The organism is Acidobacteriota bacterium (assembly GCA_016712445.1).
GTDB lineage: Bacteria > Pseudomonadota > Alphaproteobacteria > Caulobacterales > Hyphomonadaceae > Hyphomonas.
The window spans coordinates 2,455,337-2,468,960 of the sequence record JADJRB010000001.1; the positions used below are offsets into that span (position 1 = coordinate 2,455,337).

Annotated in this window: 20 protein-coding genes, 1 tRNA gene and 1 pseudogene; 3 read left to right on the forward strand and 19 right to left on the reverse strand. The window is 65.8% G+C overall.

The annotated features are described in order from the left end of the window. The first annotated feature begins 8 nt into the window (after positions 1-8). Positions 9-704, forward strand: a complete 696-nt coding sequence (locus IPK75_12490; protein MBK8199175.1) for a hypothetical protein — start codon at positions 9-11, stop codon at positions 702-704. On the opposite strand, the gene IPK75_12495 is transcribed toward IPK75_12490, so the two are convergent. Genes IPK75_12495 through IPK75_12510 form a run of 4 tightly spaced genes read right to left on the reverse strand, consistent with a single transcriptional unit; the run spans position 701 to position 4,657 of the window. Then, positions 701-1,621, reverse strand: coding sequence for a glycosyltransferase family 2 protein (locus IPK75_12495; GenBank protein MBK8199176.1), 921 nt, complete (start codon positions 1,619-1,621; stop codon positions 701-703). The two genes, IPK75_12490 and IPK75_12495, sit on opposite strands and share 4 nt — an antisense overlap. Further along, positions 1,618-2,400, reverse strand: a complete 783-nt coding sequence (locus tag IPK75_12500; GenBank protein ID MBK8199177.1) for a polysaccharide deacetylase family protein — start codon at positions 2,398-2,400, stop codon at positions 1,618-1,620. The genes IPK75_12495 and IPK75_12500 overlap by 4 nt, the downstream gene beginning before the upstream one ends. Beyond that, positions 2,397-3,311 carry a glycosyltransferase family 2 protein gene (locus IPK75_12505; GenBank protein MBK8199178.1) on the reverse strand — a complete coding sequence of 305 codons (915 nt, stop codon included), beginning with the start codon at positions 3,309-3,311 and terminating at the stop codon, positions 2,397-2,399. The genes IPK75_12500 and IPK75_12505 overlap by 4 nt, the downstream gene beginning before the upstream one ends. Positions 3,312-3,319: 8 nt before the next feature. Next, the gene (locus IPK75_12510; GenBank protein ID MBK8199179.1) at positions 3,320-4,657 is read right to left on the reverse strand and encodes an exopolysaccharide biosynthesis polyprenyl glycosylphosphotransferase; all 1,338 of its coding nucleotides are present in this window, start codon (positions 4,655-4,657) and stop codon (positions 3,320-3,322) included. Here IPK75_12510 and IPK75_12515 point away from each other — a divergent pair. Together IPK75_12515 and IPK75_12520 are read left to right on the forward strand one after the other, a co-directional pair. Continuing rightward, positions 4,632-4,934 (forward strand): hypothetical protein, encoded by a 303-nt coding sequence (locus IPK75_12515; protein ID MBK8199180.1) that lies wholly within the window; start codon positions 4,632-4,634, stop codon positions 4,932-4,934. The genes IPK75_12510 and IPK75_12515 overlap by 26 nt on opposite strands. 16 nt (positions 4,935-4,950) lie before the next feature. Next, positions 4,951-5,070: transfer RNA gene (locus IPK75_12520), tRNA-Ser, on the forward strand. 50 nt (positions 5,071-5,120) lie between these two features. Here the strand turns inward: IPK75_12520 and IPK75_12525 are convergent. The 15 genes and pseudogenes from IPK75_12525 to IPK75_12595 form a co-directional block, all read right to left on the reverse strand. Beyond that, positions 5,121-6,134 (reverse strand): annotated as a pseudogene (locus IPK75_12525) (tyrosine-type recombinase/integrase). Between the two features lie 169 nt (positions 6,135-6,303). Continuing rightward, on the reverse strand, positions 6,304-6,672 hold the full coding sequence (locus tag IPK75_12530; GenBank protein MBK8199181.1) for a hypothetical protein: 369 nt from the start codon (positions 6,670-6,672) through the stop codon (positions 6,304-6,306). Next, positions 6,669-7,730 (reverse strand): hypothetical protein, encoded by a 1,062-nt coding sequence (locus tag IPK75_12535; protein MBK8199182.1) that lies wholly within the window; start codon positions 7,728-7,730, stop codon positions 6,669-6,671. Before IPK75_12535 ends, IPK75_12530 begins: the two co-directional genes overlap by 4 nt. After that, positions 7,723-8,292 (reverse strand): hypothetical protein, encoded by a 570-nt coding sequence (locus tag IPK75_12540; protein MBK8199183.1) that lies wholly within the window; start codon positions 8,290-8,292, stop codon positions 7,723-7,725. The genes IPK75_12535 and IPK75_12540 overlap by 8 nt, the downstream gene beginning before the upstream one ends. After that, positions 8,289-8,699: a DUF87 domain-containing protein gene (locus IPK75_12545; protein MBK8199184.1), complete on the reverse strand. Its 411-nt coding sequence runs from the start codon at positions 8,697-8,699 to the stop codon at positions 8,289-8,291. The genes IPK75_12540 and IPK75_12545 overlap by 4 nt, the downstream gene beginning before the upstream one ends. Continuing rightward, positions 8,696-8,863: a hypothetical protein gene (locus IPK75_12550; GenBank protein MBK8199185.1), complete on the reverse strand. Its 168-nt coding sequence runs from the start codon at positions 8,861-8,863 to the stop codon at positions 8,696-8,698. The genes IPK75_12545 and IPK75_12550 overlap by 4 nt, the downstream gene beginning before the upstream one ends. Then, complete coding sequence (locus IPK75_12555) at positions 8,860-9,123, reverse strand: hypothetical protein (protein MBK8199186.1); 264 nt, start codon at positions 9,121-9,123, stop codon at positions 8,860-8,862. The genes IPK75_12550 and IPK75_12555 overlap by 4 nt, the downstream gene beginning before the upstream one ends. After that, positions 9,120-9,578 (reverse strand): hypothetical protein, encoded by a 459-nt coding sequence (locus tag IPK75_12560; GenBank protein MBK8199187.1) that lies wholly within the window; start codon positions 9,576-9,578, stop codon positions 9,120-9,122. The genes IPK75_12555 and IPK75_12560 overlap by 4 nt, the downstream gene beginning before the upstream one ends. Beyond that, positions 9,575-10,204, reverse strand: coding sequence for a hypothetical protein (locus tag IPK75_12565; protein MBK8199188.1), 630 nt, complete (start codon positions 10,202-10,204; stop codon positions 9,575-9,577). Before IPK75_12565 ends, IPK75_12560 begins: the two co-directional genes overlap by 4 nt. Beyond that, a complete protein-coding gene (locus IPK75_12570; protein ID MBK8199189.1) occupies positions 10,204-10,758 on the reverse strand; it encodes a hypothetical protein in 555 nt (184 codons plus the stop codon). The genes IPK75_12565 and IPK75_12570 overlap by 1 nt, the downstream gene beginning before the upstream one ends. Continuing rightward, positions 10,755-11,738 carry a phage Gp37/Gp68 family protein gene (locus IPK75_12575; protein MBK8199190.1) on the reverse strand — a complete coding sequence of 328 codons (984 nt, stop codon included), beginning with the start codon at positions 11,736-11,738 and terminating at the stop codon, positions 10,755-10,757. Before IPK75_12575 ends, IPK75_12570 begins: the two co-directional genes overlap by 4 nt. Positions 11,739-11,899: 161 nt before the next feature. Continuing rightward, positions 11,900-12,169, reverse strand: coding sequence for a hypothetical protein (locus IPK75_12580; GenBank protein MBK8199191.1), 270 nt, complete (start codon positions 12,167-12,169; stop codon positions 11,900-11,902). Next, the gene (locus tag IPK75_12585; GenBank protein MBK8199192.1) at positions 12,166-12,522 is read right to left on the reverse strand and encodes a hypothetical protein; all 357 of its coding nucleotides are present in this window, start codon (positions 12,520-12,522) and stop codon (positions 12,166-12,168) included. Before IPK75_12585 ends, IPK75_12580 begins: the two co-directional genes overlap by 4 nt. 53 nt (positions 12,523-12,575) lie before the next feature. After that, positions 12,576-13,259 (reverse strand): DUF3820 family protein, encoded by a 684-nt coding sequence (locus tag IPK75_12590; GenBank protein ID MBK8199193.1) that lies wholly within the window; start codon positions 13,257-13,259, stop codon positions 12,576-12,578. Continuing rightward, on the reverse strand, positions 13,256-13,600 hold the full coding sequence (locus tag IPK75_12595) for a helix-turn-helix transcriptional regulator (protein ID MBK8199194.1): 345 nt from the start codon (positions 13,598-13,600) through the stop codon (positions 13,256-13,258). Before IPK75_12595 ends, IPK75_12590 begins: the two co-directional genes overlap by 4 nt. Positions 13,601-13,624 lie beyond the last annotated feature (24 nt).

The window sequence follows — 13,624 nt, forward strand, 5'->3', positions numbered from 1 at the left end:
GTTCGCGGATGCGTGACCTCAGGGCAGACCTAGCCGGCCTCTGGCGGCTCGCCTCGCAGGTGGAACCGGCGCGGGGCGGACGGGTCATCCTGTTCGTTGCTGCGCATGCGGGTGAAGGCACGAGCAGTGTGGCGGCATCCTTCGCGCTGATCGCGGCAAGCCGCGCTGCCCGCACGGCCTGGCTGGTGGATCTCGATATCCGGCGGAACACTCAGTACACGGCATTTGCGCAGGGCATCATCAAGGATGCTGGCCGGCCGGGACACGCGCTGGATGCGTCGCTGGGCGCCGAGCAGATTTACGCCGTTGCCGGGCGTGAGAAGGATCCCGCTTACGGCAAGCTGTTCAATGCCCACCAGATTGACGGGCTTCGCCTGCTGGTGACGCGCTTTCGCCGAGACCGGCTGGCGGCCGGCGAGAAGGTGCAGCTGCGAACGGCGCCCGGATGGTGGACCGCGCTCAGAGCGGCTGCGGACTGGATCGTGATTGATGCGCCGCCACTGGAGCGGACACGCGCCGCGCTGGCCTTCGTATCGCAGGCCGACGGCGTGGTGCTGGTGGTGAAGGCGGACCAGACGGCAGCAGCGGATGTAGCGGCGATGCGCCAGGATATCGAGGCGCATGGCGGGCGGGTGCTCGGGATCGTGATGAACCGGATTCAGGATGACGCCCTGCTCGCGGGGCGTCTTGACGGCTCGCTCTAGAGCTGCGCGGCGCCGTAGAAGCGGAACTTGACCCACCAGATCAGCTTTCCCAGACCGCGCGCGGCGCGGTCAAGGTGCCAGGCCCGGTGCGGGCTGCGCGTGATGAGGCCCGCGAGGTACAAGGCGCCGTTGCCGGCCAGCTTGTAGGCGCCGACGCCCATCCAGAGTGCAATCGCCGGCCAGTCGACCGGCGTCTTCCGGCGGGCCAGCGTGATCGGCCCCTGGCCGTAGGCAAGGGCGCGGTGGAGCGTATAGCCAAGCCGGGCGCGGGCCGCGGGGACGTGCTCAAGTACCGCGGCTTCGGCGCACCAGGCAAAAGCACCGCCAGCCGCTTTGACGCGGGCGAAGAAGAGATCATCTTCGCCGCCGGTTTCATTCGTGCGTGCATCGAATACCGGGCGAGCGGGCGGAATGGCTGACAGGTCGACGAGGGAGTTGCCGCAGCCGAAGGGCTGGCGGATGTAGCCCGTCGGCCCCGATTCCGGCCGGCTGAAGAACTCGGTGAGGTAAGCTTCGTGCGGGCCGCCGGGGGCAGGAAGGGCGGCGCGCACGGGGCCGAAGGTCACGGCGGCCGGGAAGCGTTTGTGGCAGGCCAGCAGGGCCGCGAGCCAGGTCTCGGTGGCCGTCTGGTCGTCGTCAAGGAAAGCGACGAGCGGCGTGCGGACGGCGCCAATGGCGGCGTTGCGGGCGTTCGCCACACCGGGGTGCGGTTCATGCAGGTAGGTGAGGCGGATGCCGCTCACGGCTTGTTGTGCGAACTGATCGGCGACTGCGCGGGCGCTTGCAGCGGGATCGTTGTCGACGACAAGGACGTCGAACGGCGGCGCGCCCGTTTGCGCGAACACACTCTCGAGGGCCCGTGCGAGGCAATCTGGGCGCCGGAATGTCGGGATCACTACCGTGACCGGCGCGCTCATGTGGCACCTGCCATGATACGGGCGTAGGCGGTTTGCATGGGCAGGATGTCGGCGCGGCTGGCGCGGGCTGCGCTGACGATCTGTTGGAGGGTTTCCGGGGATACGCCGTAGGCGGACGGGTTTTCGCGCACATCGTGGGTGTAGAAGATCAACCAGCCGGGTTTGCGGACGACCTCCCGGATGGCGTCGAGCGCGCGGACAATACGTGAAAGGTCATCGCCGAGTTCGATGGCGCGCAGCTGGGTGCGGTCGCTGCCCTTGCGGTTGATGCCGGGAAGGATGCCACGGGCGCAGTCATACCGGCCAGCGAGCGCCCGCTTCAGGGCGAACGTTGTTTCGCCGAACGGATAGGCGAACTGGCGGGTGTCGTGTCCGGCATGCATCGCCCGCAGGTTCGTTTCGCCCTGGGCGATGTCGGCCAGGCTGTCGGCAAGCGGTCTGCGGGCGCAGTCCGCATGGCTGTGGGTATGGCTTGCGATTTCATGGCCCGACGCGCGCAGACACGCGAGATCACCCGCGTCGTACATCTCGCCAAGAACGAGACGCGTGCCGGCGAGACCGCTGGCGGCGTAGTACGTGGCCCGGGCGTCTGCGGCTTCAAGGATGGCGGCGCCTGCTTCGGCGGCCGACTTCGGAAAATCGTCGAAGGTGAAGGTGATGATCGGGCGATCCGGTGTCCGCGCGAGGGGGGCAGCCGTACGCCACTGCACGCGGCGGCGTTCAAGGCGCGCCGGCAGGCTGCGGCTGGGCGCGTAGTCGCCGGCGGTCGCCATGGTCACGGCGCAGGCTCCACGAATGGCGCATAGGCGGCGGCACGGTAGATTTTCAGGGCCATGACTCGCACGGGGTCCGGCAGGAAACGCGCGGCGGCCAGCGTGCGTGCTGCAGGCGCGAGCAGGGGGATGCCCTTGACCCGTTGCGCGGCGCGAAGGAGCGGCATGCGCGCGCCAGCGTCCGGATGGCGTTGTACGAGGCGGGCAAAATTGGCGCCGGAATTGCCGAACTTTTCCAGCAGGCGGGCGTCGGTCTCCAGACCCATGTGCGTTGCGGTGTTGTCGATGTGGATGACTGGAAAGGCGTCTGCCACGCGCAGGCCCCACTCGACATCTTCCCATCCCCAGCCAGAAAAGGACTCGTCGAAGGCGACGCTGTCAAAGATGGCGCGATGCACGAGCACGTTCGAGCTGAAAACGTAGCGGCCGGGGTCTGACTGGCGCACGGCGGCGTCCACGCAGTCAGACTTGCGCGATTGCGCGTAGTGAAGGCGCCGGTCGGGCGCAGGGTTTGCCTGGTCGACCGAAAAACCGCCGGCGATCAGGGCGGGTCCGCCCGCGCTGCGCAGGGCGGCGATGTAGGCTTCGAGGAAATCCTGCTGGTCGGGACGCATGTCGGCGTCGATCAGCAGGATCCAGTCTGACTGTGCGTTGGCGACCAGCCAGTTTCGCGCAAAGCTGCGCCCCCGGTTTTCGGCGGCGACTTCATGGCGTGTGGGGCCGGGGTAGACTGCCAGCGCGTCGGTGTGTTCGCGGGCGAGCTCCGGGTCACCTGAGCCATCGTCATAGAGAAGCAGGGCGCACCTGGATGCCTCCGGCAAGGCGCTCAGTGCCCGGATCAAGTCGCTGGCATTGTCCCGGTAGGCCGGGATACATATTGCGAGGATGATGTCGGATGGCTCGGAAAGACTTGTCATGACATGTCCTACCGCGCGTTCTGACGGTCGCCAAAGAGGCAAGGCGCAGTCATGAACATGATGTAAAGGTCGAGCCAGAACGAGCTTCGATTGACGTATTCAAGGTCAAGCCGGATGCGTTCGCGCACTTCCGCCTTGGTGTGCACCGGACCGCGCGAGCCTTTGATCTGGGCCCAGCCCGTGATCCCAGGCTTGACCCGGTGACGGTGCGCATAGTCGGCTACGATCGCGTGCACTTCGGTTGACTCGGCCGTCATGCCGAGCGCGTGGGGGCGAGGCCCCACGATGGACATCTCGCCCATCAGCACGTTCACAAGCTGGGGAAGCTCGTCGAGCGAAGTGCTGCGAATGAGCTGACCGACACGGGTGATGCGGGGGTCGTCTGCGGTGGCCTGCGCCGTCATGGCGTATTCGGCGCGCGGATCATCCCGCATCGAGCGGAACTTCCAGACGCGTATGATGCGGTTGTTGAACCCGTGGCGGCGCTGCCGGAAGAGGATGGGGCCGGGGCTATCGAGCCGGATCGCGATGGCGACAGCCAGCAGCACGGGCGCGAAGACGACGAGTAGCGTCAGCGCGAAGAAGATGTCGCCGCAGCGTTTGACGATGGCGCGGCGGAGGTCTTCCGGGGCACCGCAGACATAGGCCGCAGGGGACCGCGCGATCTGCGCGAGCGTCTGCTTTTCGCTTCCGAAGCCGTCGAGGTCGAGCAACAGGACTACGCGTTGCGGGAGGATACGCAGGCGTTCGATCAATCCACGCACACGTCCGCGCGCGTCGCTGGTCACACTGACAATGATGCGGTCGATGTGGGGCAGCTGGTCCCAACCGAGAAGGTCATCGATGGCACCGATGACCGGCACGCCTTCGATATCGGAAGGCGCCCGGCTCGTGCGGTCGTCGAAAACGCCGACAATATCGAGTTCGCGAGAGCGCGCATTGCCGGCGATGAGGCGGCGCGCGTTGTCGGTTGCCCCGACAAGAATTGCGGTTTCGCTGAACAGGCCGCGCCGGCGAAGGATGTCGTACGCGATTGCGGCGCCGGCCTGGATCAGCACCCCGCTGGCGAACACGCCGAGCGCCGCTGAGAAGAGGGCGTTCGCCGGCATCCCCGGCACGCTGGCCAGCGCGGCGACACACACCAGGGCAAGGACACACCAGAGGCTGAAGGCGGAAGGAATGATGCGGCCGACAGCATGGTTGCCGCGGTTGAACTCAAAGCCGCGCGAGAACACGAAGGCGGTCGCGCTGGCGAAGGGAAGGCAGAGGAATGGCAGGGCGTGCAGAAGCGACGTGGTGACGCCTTCAGGCAGAAACGCGATGCTGCAGGTGATGGCAGCCGCCATGGCAGCCCAGCGGGCGCTGGTGCGCACCACGGCCGAAGCGATACGGGAGCGCCGCCTTCCGAGCAGTGGATTGCGTGCCAGGGGCGGGGTGGCCGGCAAGCCGCTTCCGGCCATGCGCGGCCGGTTCGGCGGCGATGATGTTAACGTTGACATTGCCATGCTGCCGAATTGGGCGCTCCGGGGCCGAAGCTATGCGGGTATCGTCAATATCCGGTTGAAGGGACTTCCCAAATTTCAACGGTATGCAGGGCTTGCGGAGGCGGGGCGGTTTCAATAGACCCCTCTTTCGCGTTGGAGAGGTGGCCGAGTGGTCGAAGGCGCGCCCCTGCTAAGGGCCTTGGCGCTTCGGCTAAGTCATTGTTTACACTGCGCGAAGTTGAGGGCGGGCGACGCCTTCCCCGAAATCTCCCCCATTTGCGAAGTTCCACCCATGGGCGCGGAGCCTTGTGGAAAGATCGGCCGGCGCCAGCTTCGTGTAGAGCATCGCTGTGCGGGAATCCTCCCATCCCCCGTTGCGCTGAAGTGCGACGAGATTGTGCCGGGAGGCGACCCAGAACCAGGTCGCCCATGTGTGCCGGAGCACGTGCGGCGTGACACGGCTCGGACCCTCGGCTTCGAGCCCGGCATAGTCGCGTGCCTTGTTGAAGATGCCCGCGAATTGGCCGCCTGAATTGTTGTCCCGGATGCGATAGGGCTGGCCCTTCGGCGTCAGCATCACGGCGCCCTCCGCTGGCGACTCGCGCAGATGCGCCAACGTCCGTGCACGTTCGATCCCCGACCACCGCGAGATCCCGTTCTTCGGATCGGCGACGTAGGCTTCGGCGGTCTTCAGGTTCACGTTCTCCCAGGTCAGGTTGACCAGCTCGCCCGTGCGGCACCCGGTGCCGAGCAGCATCAGCACGAGACGTTCGCACATCGCCGGGCCGCAGGCGCGCTCGGCATCGACGCGGCGCGCGCCTTCGATCAGCCGCTCGGCTTCCTCAGGCGTCAGCCAGCGGATGCGGCGCTGGGCGTCTGATGGCTGCACAAGCCCGCCGCGGGCGTGGTGGTTGATCACCGCCCGGATCGGCGTGACGGCCTGCCGGCGGCGCGTGACGGCCTTGGCTTCGGGATAGAGCTCCCGGGCGACCGCATCGATGATCGGGGGCGTCAGCGACGCCAGGGTGCGCTCCGGGCCAAGGTGGTCGAGGAGGGCCTTCATGTACCGGGCCTCGGCCGACTTGTGATAGGCGAGACCCTTGGCCGCCATCACTTCCTTTCGGTCGGCCATGTAGGGCACGGCGGCCTGCACGAACGTTGTCTGAGGCCCGGCGGCGATCTGGGCGCGGATCTCGTCCTTGATCTCGTCCAGCTTCCGGGCGGCTATTCGCCGGTCAGTAGTGCTTGTGCTTCGCTCCACGCTGACGCCTTCGAACGTCCCTTTGACGAGCCAGAAGCGGTTGCCCTTACGAGTGCCGGGGGCGATGAGCTTGAGCATTTGGGGCGGTTCTCCATCGCCTTCTTCAGCTTCAGGATATGTTCGGGCAGTAAAACCCTGCGGTTCCCGTTCAGCAAGTGAGATCCAGGCGTCCGGTCGAGATATTGGCGGACGCGCTTCACGTTCAGGCAAAGGTCGCGGGCGACCGCGACATAGGGGCTCCCCGTAGTCATTGCTTCATCGCCTTGTCGAGGCTTGAGCCGTCCGGGAGTGCGCAGGAAGCAATGATCCGGTCGCCGTTGCGGGCGAAGCCTTCGCAGGTCAGCTCGCCGGCCGAGGAAAGGAGCCCGCGCAACTTTTCGCGCGCTTCCGGGCCGCCTGGCTCGTCGTATTCCGGCGCATTGAAGCGGCGCATGCGGATCTCGACCTCGCCCATGCAGAAGCTGTCGCCGTCGATCACAGCCGTCGGCGCGGCGGTCCAGACCTTCGACGGATTGCGCGGATTGGCCTCGGAGCAGTCGTAGACCTGCGGCAGGGGCTCAGCCCGCACGGGACTGGCGCAGCCCGCCAGCATTGCCAAAAGAAGCGCTGTTTTCATTTCAGCCATCCCTCAAGATCGACTTCGCCCTGCGCCGGATAAGTCACGATCGAGAGCGACCGCAGCGACCCCAGCACGTTTTTGACATGGCCGCTCGTTTCGTTCCAGCCGAGCAGGTTGCATAGCTCGCCGCGCGTCCGGCGTCCGTATTGAGCCAGTGTATCGACGACCTGCACCTGCGGGCCTGAAAGCACGGGCTTGATCAGGTCGATCGGGTCGCCCTCTGGCGGCTCTGGCGCGGCGTCGATGCCGGCCGATGTCAGCCCGATATGGTCCGGCATTGGGTAGTCGATCATGCCCTTGGTCCGCAGAGAGCCGGACACGTTTTTCAGATGCCCGCTGGTGATGCGCCAACCTGCGACGCCGGCGACCATCGCCCGGGACGGCTGTTCGTGCCCCAGCGCGCGCCAGAAGGCGAGGGCGCCGAGCAGGGTGCGCTCCGGGCCGGTCAGGCTTGCGTCACTGCTTGGGGCAGCCTGCGGCACCTGAGGCGGTTTCACTGCCGGCTTGCGCGGCGGCGGCGCAGAAGGATGTGCGATCTCCGCTGCGGCTTCGCAGTGCTTTTCCGATAGCTTAGACAGCGCCTTCTGGGCCATGAGGATGCCGGCTCCGATGCCGCTCTGAATGCCTTTTTTGTGACCTTCGCTGAAGCCTTCCTCGCGAGCTGACGCAACGAGGCGGTCGGTCTCGGCCTGCCAGTCAGCCGGCTTCGCCTTGGCCGGAGGTTTCACGGCTGATCCGCCCGAAGGGGGCGCGGGCTCAAGCGCCCGCCGGATCGGCGTCAGGTCGACCTCGGCGAGGGTCTGCGCCTCGATGCGCGCCTCACCTCGTTTCGGAGCCTTCGAGCTGTCGAAGGTTTTCATCAGCGGGAAGCGCATGCGTTCAAGCATGTCCAGCTCCGGCGCCCAGACCCAGCCTTCGCCGCGCGGCAGGGACGGAAGCGACGAGATGATGCCCGCGCCTTCGTCCTTCGTCGCCCATTCCCCGATCCAGGCCTCGACCGCCTTGCGGTCCTGCGGCGCAATGAGCCGCATCGCGCTCTGTGTCGTCTCACTCATGGCTGTCTCCTTGTGCGACCGGGGCTGGCTCCTGAAGCGCTGCGGCGAGGCGATCACGGGCCAATTCAATTCCTTGCGCTCTGCCATCTGCCAGCTTGACGTTATCGCTCGCCCCGCCAAAAGTTAGCCTGTCCACGAGATATTCTTCGCAGGACATTTTACGAAATGACTCAGCGTACTGATCAAGCGCCTTGATCGCCGCCTCCTCCACCCTCACACGCGCAGCACGCTCTGCGTCGAGAAGGTCGGCGGCGCGGAGAATGTTGTTGGACACGCTGTTCCATGTGGACATTCCCATGTCCCAGCGGTTGTGAGCCATCATCTGCGTGTCGGCTCGCAACTGCGCAGCTACCTTTTCCACCTCATCCACCGCACTCTCGGGAGCCGGGGCGGGCAGGAGCGCGAGGGCTTCCTCCATACGCAGCATCAAAGCCGCATTGGCGTTGGCCTTGCGGTTGCCATCTTCGGTGCCTTTTTCTCGGTGCAAGTCTTCATAGCGGCCAAACGTGTTGGCAGCCAATTGAAGGATCTCGCGCACCTGGGTGATCTGTTCGTCAGTCACTTCGTTCCCTCCGTATCCGGACGCTTCGCGCGCTCAATCACGCGCATCAAATCTTCGCTCATCGTCACACAGCGCGCTTCGATGGCTTTTGGGACGACGGGCAGCGGGTTGCGCCCGAGGGCGTCCAGCAGCAGTTCAGCGCGCTCGCGGGTGTGGGGGTGTTCGATCATGGGGTGTCCTCCACAATCAGCGCGCGAGCCGCCGAAGATCGCGACGGGATAGCCAGGCGTCTTTCCGTCAGCCATGAGGCGCAGGCCCCACCATGCTCCGGTCGGATCAATGATGCAGACACGTTCACCAGCGTCCAGCAGGCGCTCGACCGCGCCCTTCGCGGTCACGGTCTTGCCCGCACCCGTCTTGCCGAGGATCGCGAGGTGGTTGTCGAGCGCTTCGTCGGGGATGCTCATGACTTCCGCTCCTCGCGTTTCGTCTTACGAAAGATCGACTTCTGGATGCGCCGCGACCTACGGTTTCCGCGCTGCGGTTCCATTGGTCGGACAAGCCGGGCTTCCTCTTCGGCGCGCGCTTCGGCGGCAATTCGTGCTTTCTCTTCGGGCGTGTAGTCGCTCATGACAGGAAGTCCTTCGCATAGTGCCTGTCGCCGTCGCGGATCACGTCGCCCTCCGGGATGATTTCGTCCGGCGGTTCATACTCTCCGCACCAGCCATTCTTGTGGACCTGCGGCCAGATCGTCATCGTCGCCGACATCATGCCACCGGTGATCACCGGAGCGCGTCGTCTGCATCGCACAAACTCGACAAAGTGCGTGACGTCCTGATCTTGAGGCGGGCCGAAGCCACCTTGAAATTTGCAGTTCTCGCAGGTCTTCATACCTTCTCCCTCCGGGCCTTCGCCCAATCTCTGATCTCAGCGTAGGTGATCGCGCGCAGCAGCCTGTAGGCCTCGCGGCACTGTTCGATGGAGAAAAGGCCGGTGTGACATTCCTCGGCCGCCAGCCCCATGCGATCAGCGAGCCACTCGTAGCAGCGGACGCGCGCCAGGCGGGTGATGTGCGGCCGCTTCGCCGCGGCGGGATAATCGCGCCAGGCCTCGCGCCAGATCGGGTCCAGCAGCTTGTGGACAAAGCCACGCGCCCGGCGCGTGTAGAAGCCCGCCGGCCGGCCGAGCGGATCGACCGTCCCCGGATGACAGCCGACATAGGCGCCGCATCTGGTGCAGCGCCACAGCTTCTTGTCCGCCAGATCGCGGCGGTTCGGATAGATCACCGCGCCGGTGACGAATTCGGCCTGATCGTTCGGGCATTCGAGGCAGGGGAGGTCGATCAAGCCGCGCTCCTGATCTGCTCGCGAAGCAATGCGCCCCACTGATCCGCCATCGCGGCGGCGATCCCGTCGAAGGTGCGGCTGCGCTCTTTCCAGCGATCCGGGCCGGGTGGCATCCGGGCGACGCGCTGGGTTCGACCGTCCACGATCTGGGTAGGCGTCAAGGCCGGGAGATTGCGAAGCCACAGGCATGTCGCTTTCGTCTCTCCGTGGCCGAACTGCCAAGGCTGGACCGTTTGTGCCGGCGGCGCGTAGTTGCGGATCAGCGCCTTGGCATGCCGGTGCATGATCGGGTTCTCGACCGCGACACGGGGGATCGGCGCGTTCCATAGGTCGGAGAACAGCGCGGCGCCGTCCCGAAGCTCGGTCTGCATGTCGTCAGCCGTCCGGCCCGGCGGCGGCTTTGACAGCCAGCGGACACCGCTATTGCAAAGGCGAGTGCACGGCGGATGCGCGACGACCATCAGGTCCCAGCCGTCGTCGAGGATTTCGCGCACGTCCCCGCGGATGTGATGGTTCGATCCATCCTCCGCCGGCAGAAGATCGCAGGACCAGGTATCGAAGCCCGCCGCTGTGAAGGCGCGCCTGACGACGCCGGAAAACTCGCAGGCGATTAGGACGCGCGCCATCACACCACCGCCTTTCCGGCCGCGACCTGATCGACGTTGGCGAGGTGCACCTTGAAGGTCAGCGCCACGATCTGCGGATCATCCGCCCACCGCTCGCCGGGCTTGTCGTGCAAGGTGTCCCAGAGGTCCATGAACCAGTCGTGGGCCGCGTCGAGATGCACCGTCAGTTCGTCAGAAATTTCTGGTCGACACGGATGGCCTTCAGCCTGGCAGTCCTCACGGCTGATCGCCTGCAGCCGGTCATACCGGACGCGGGTCACTTCGAGGGTGAGGCGCGAGGCCCAGCGGGGCATGTGGATTGAAGGCTTGAACGGTCCGCCTTTCGGGCTGGTGGCGGCGTAGACTGTCTCAGGGTCGAAAGCGTCTTCGAAACCGCCCGCAGCGTCACGGATGACCCCGCCGTCGCGCTGCCGGTAAGCCTCGCGGACCCAGAGCAGATCGCCGACCTCAACCCGCCGGAGCGGTGAGGATGCCAGGCGGCGGGTCTGCGTCTTGCGGCCAGCGAGCAGTGCTTGAACCATCGGTGTGCTGAAGATGATCGGACGCACGGTCATGGCGCCACCTCCGGGCGACCGTCATGCAGGACACCGTCGAGCAGGCGCCCGGCCTTCTTCTTCCCTAACTTTCCCCAGTAGTCCGGCATCCCGAAAAAGTTCCGGCCTTCCCCGGGGAATACGGCGTCTTCCGGCGCTTGAATCTCGCAGACCCAATCTCCCCATTGTTTGAACAGGAAGGGCACGCCGGCCGACGCGCACTGGTCGCGCAGGCCCCGGAACCAATCGGGGTGCGACGGGCGCGCCTGCGGCCCGCTCTCGCCCCCGGCGATGACCCAATCGATCTTTGATGGTGAGCGGACCAGCGCATCAATGCCGGGCCGTTGAACGATCATCCCGCTCGAAAGGCAGTTGACTTCGGCGTCGCGAAATTGATCGCCCGCGTTGATTTGTGCGGCGACGGGGATGCGCGTCAGATCCACCGGCCCCAGCAGGGGCTCGCAGCTCAGGAAACGTTTTGCGGCGGGCACGGCCAGCAGGTGCGGGATGCGCCGGTCGGCTTCGGCCTGGTTCTCGACGGTCGTGCCGAGCCAGACGTTCGGCCATGGCCGTGTGTCCCACTCCCAGGGATGGTTCTCCCAGCAATTGAATGGCGGCAGCATCTTTCGGATGTTATGCGGCCGTTTGGTGAGCAAGAGCCAGATGAGTTCTGGCGTCGCATCGATCAGCGCCCAGAGTGCATCGCGCCAATGCGGCGGCACCTGGTTGTCGAACACGTCCGCAAGGCTCGCGCAGAACACCATCGGCATCCGGCCATGCGCTGCGAAAAACGCCGGCGCCTGCCGGTTCCATTTCAGCGGCTGTTTCCAGTTCGCCTCGGCGGTCCGGCGGCGCCCGCCACTCCACAGGTCCGTGTCCGGATCAAACCGCTTCGTCTGCGCCTCGGCATAACAATGATCGCACGCCGGCGAGACCTTCGTGCACCCGATCCACGGATTGAACGTGTGGTCAGCCCACTCAATTTTTGTGTCTTCAGCCATCGTAACCGTCTCCATGACATTGTGGGCAGGGCCGGGTTTCATCCCCGCAGGCGCAGGTGTCCCCGCCGCAGTAGCAGTCGACCTCGCCCGTGTTGCAGCAGGCCTCGCAGTAGCCGGGCTCGTCGTCGTCATCGTCGAACGGTTCGAAGGGGGTGGTTTGGTCAGGCATCGCTTGCTCCCTGACGGCGTTTAGAGGAATCCGCTTGCGCAAGCCGGTGCGTCCACTCCGCCGCATGTTTTGGGCAGAGGTCTTTCTCCGGCGCCGGCGACGTGGTGCAGCGCGAACACAGGCCCGCGTCGCAGGTCCCGGACTTCTTCGTCGGCACCTTCCAGTCGCATTCCAGCGTGGCGCGGTTGCCGCACTTGCAGCGCTTCGTCGGGCCGCAGACGATGGCGACACCCGCGGGGGTTTGGATGCGATGGCAGGTCATGTCTGCTCAGCATGGCGATCAATAGTTGGCCAGCCGGGCCGAAACTCCGTGCACGTTCCATCCCGAATTTGACGGACGATCTCTTCGGCGCGCTCAGGCGCAATTGGGTACTCGGCCCGCATCATTTCAAAGCGGCGCCGCATGATGGCTTCAGCTTCTTCCGGTGTGCCGTCGCGCCAGAATCGCTGGCCCCGGTTGAGAGCGTGACCCGGCGCATAGACGTCGCCCCGAAAGTCGCAATGCAGAAGGGACAGGCCCCCACAACTTGGACAGCCCATGCTGAAGGGCGTAACCCCGTCTCTGGAATTCCAGATCACTTCTTGATGACCGCACTCGTCGCAGCGGTACTTCATCAGGCAGAACGCCTCGGCGTGGGCGTGGCCTCGTGCGGTTTTTGGCCTATTCATCAGCGCGCCCCCGCCAGCTGGTCGAGCGTAAACTGGACGTCCTCATCCAGATCCGTCTGGCGCCGGAGCCATGAGAGATAGTCGCCCGGCACATCTGTGAACTTCGCACCCTTGTGCTTCCCGAACGGAATCGTCCGGAGTAGGCGCGGGCGGCCCGACACTTCGATCATCCGCTCACGGGTCCAGCCGCGCGAGCGTAGGTCATCGAATAGCCCGGCCAAGGTCCACACGTCGTACATCGCACGGTGCGCGTGGCCGCCTGAGCCGAGCGGCGGGCCGGGTGTGCCGAGCCAATACCGGAGCGCCTGAAGGCCGTAGGACGGTGCGTCGTCGAACTCGGCATAGGCCACCTTCAGCGTGCAGGCCCAGGGCGCGGCCTTCAGGTGCGGAAGGAAGCGCCGGTCGAACGCGGCGTTGTGGGCGACGTACAGATCGGCGACGGGGAAGGTCTCCATCACCTCGTCGAGCGGCGGTGCGTTCTGCACCATCGCATCAGTTATGTGGTGGATCGCCGAGGCTGTGCAGGGGATCGGCACGCCAGGATTGACCAGCGTGTTGATCGTCCGCTCGATAGGGGCGCCGCGGTCAAACAGGCGGCCCGTGATGGCGGCGATCTCGACGACTCGAGCGTCGTCTTCCATGCCGGTAGTCTCGACGTCGAGGAGGCAGACGAGCGGGCTCATACGGCAGCTCCTTCCAGCGCCGTCGCAATGGCCCGCTGCGCCGCCTCAAGCGACCGCCGCAGGTTGCCGGGGATGAAGGGCGAGGCCGCCGGTTCCTCGTCAAAGAGCGACTGGATCGGGACGCGAAGGACGCGGGCCACAGCGGCCAGCATGCCGGCGCTGAGACGGTTCGTGCCCGTCTCGTACTTCTGCAGCTGCTGGTGGCTGATGCCGAGCGCATCGCCCATCTCGTCGAGCGTCATGTCGGCCTCGGTGCGGAGGGTGCGGATGTTCCGGCCGACCTGCTTGTCGATCTCGGTCGGGGAGCGGCTTCCAGGCTCGCGGGTGAGGGTGTCAGGCATGGGAAGGGATTCCTTTCGAGGGGT

Bases quoted from the DNA above. Each gene is read 5' to 3' on its own strand.
- IPK75_12490 (MBK8199175.1), top strand. From the start codon at position 9: ATGCGTGACCTCAGGGCAGACCTAGCCGGCCTCTGGCGGCTCGCCTCG.
- IPK75_12590 (MBK8199193.1), bottom strand. From the start codon at position 13,259: ATGAGCCCGCTCGTCTGCCTCCTCGACGTCGAGACTACCGGCATGGAA.
- IPK75_12585 (MBK8199192.1), bottom strand. From the start codon at position 12,522: ATGAAGTACCGCTGCGACGAGTGCGGTCATCAAGAAGTGATCTGGAAT.
- IPK75_12545 (MBK8199184.1), bottom strand. From the start codon at position 8,699: ATGAGCATCCCCGACGAAGCGCTCGACAACCACCTCGCGATCCTCGGC.
- IPK75_12550 (MBK8199185.1), bottom strand. From the start codon at position 8,863: ATGAGCGACTACACGCCCGAAGAGAAAGCACGAATTGCCGCCGAAGCG.
- IPK75_12580 (MBK8199191.1), bottom strand. From the start codon at position 12,169: ATGACCTGCCATCGCATCCAAACCCCCGCGGGTGTCGCCATCGTCTGC.
- IPK75_12570 (MBK8199189.1), bottom strand. From the start codon at position 10,758: ATGACCGTGCGTCCGATCATCTTCAGCACACCGATGGTTCAAGCACTG.
- IPK75_12510 (MBK8199179.1), bottom strand. From the start codon at position 4,657: ATGGCGGCTGCCATCACCTGCAGCATCGCGTTTCTGCCTGAAGGCGTC.
- IPK75_12505 (MBK8199178.1), bottom strand. From the start codon at position 3,311: ATGACAAGTCTTTCCGAGCCATCCGACATCATCCTCGCAATATGTATC.
- IPK75_12495 (MBK8199176.1), bottom strand. From the start codon at position 1,621: ATGAGCGCGCCGGTCACGGTAGTGATCCCGACATTCCGGCGCCCAGAT.
- IPK75_12595 (MBK8199194.1), bottom strand. From the start codon at position 13,600: ATGCCTGACACCCTCACCCGCGAGCCTGGAAGCCGCTCCCCGACCGAG.
- IPK75_12535 (MBK8199182.1), bottom strand. From the start codon at position 7,730: ATGAGTGAGACGACACAGAGCGCGATGCGGCTCATTGCGCCGCAGGAC.
- IPK75_12575 (MBK8199190.1), bottom strand. From the start codon at position 11,738: ATGGCTGAAGACACAAAAATTGAGTGGGCTGACCACACGTTCAATCCG.
- IPK75_12515 (MBK8199180.1), top strand. From the start codon at position 4,632: ATGCTGCAGGTGATGGCAGCCGCCATGGCAGCCCAGCGGGCGCTGGTG.
- IPK75_12555 (MBK8199186.1), bottom strand. From the start codon at position 9,123: ATGAAGACCTGCGAGAACTGCAAATTTCAAGGTGGCTTCGGCCCGCCT.
- IPK75_12530 (MBK8199181.1), bottom strand. From the start codon at position 6,672: ATGAAAACAGCGCTTCTTTTGGCAATGCTGGCGGGCTGCGCCAGTCCC.
- IPK75_12565 (MBK8199188.1), bottom strand. From the start codon at position 10,204: ATGGCGCGCGTCCTAATCGCCTGCGAGTTTTCCGGCGTCGTCAGGCGC.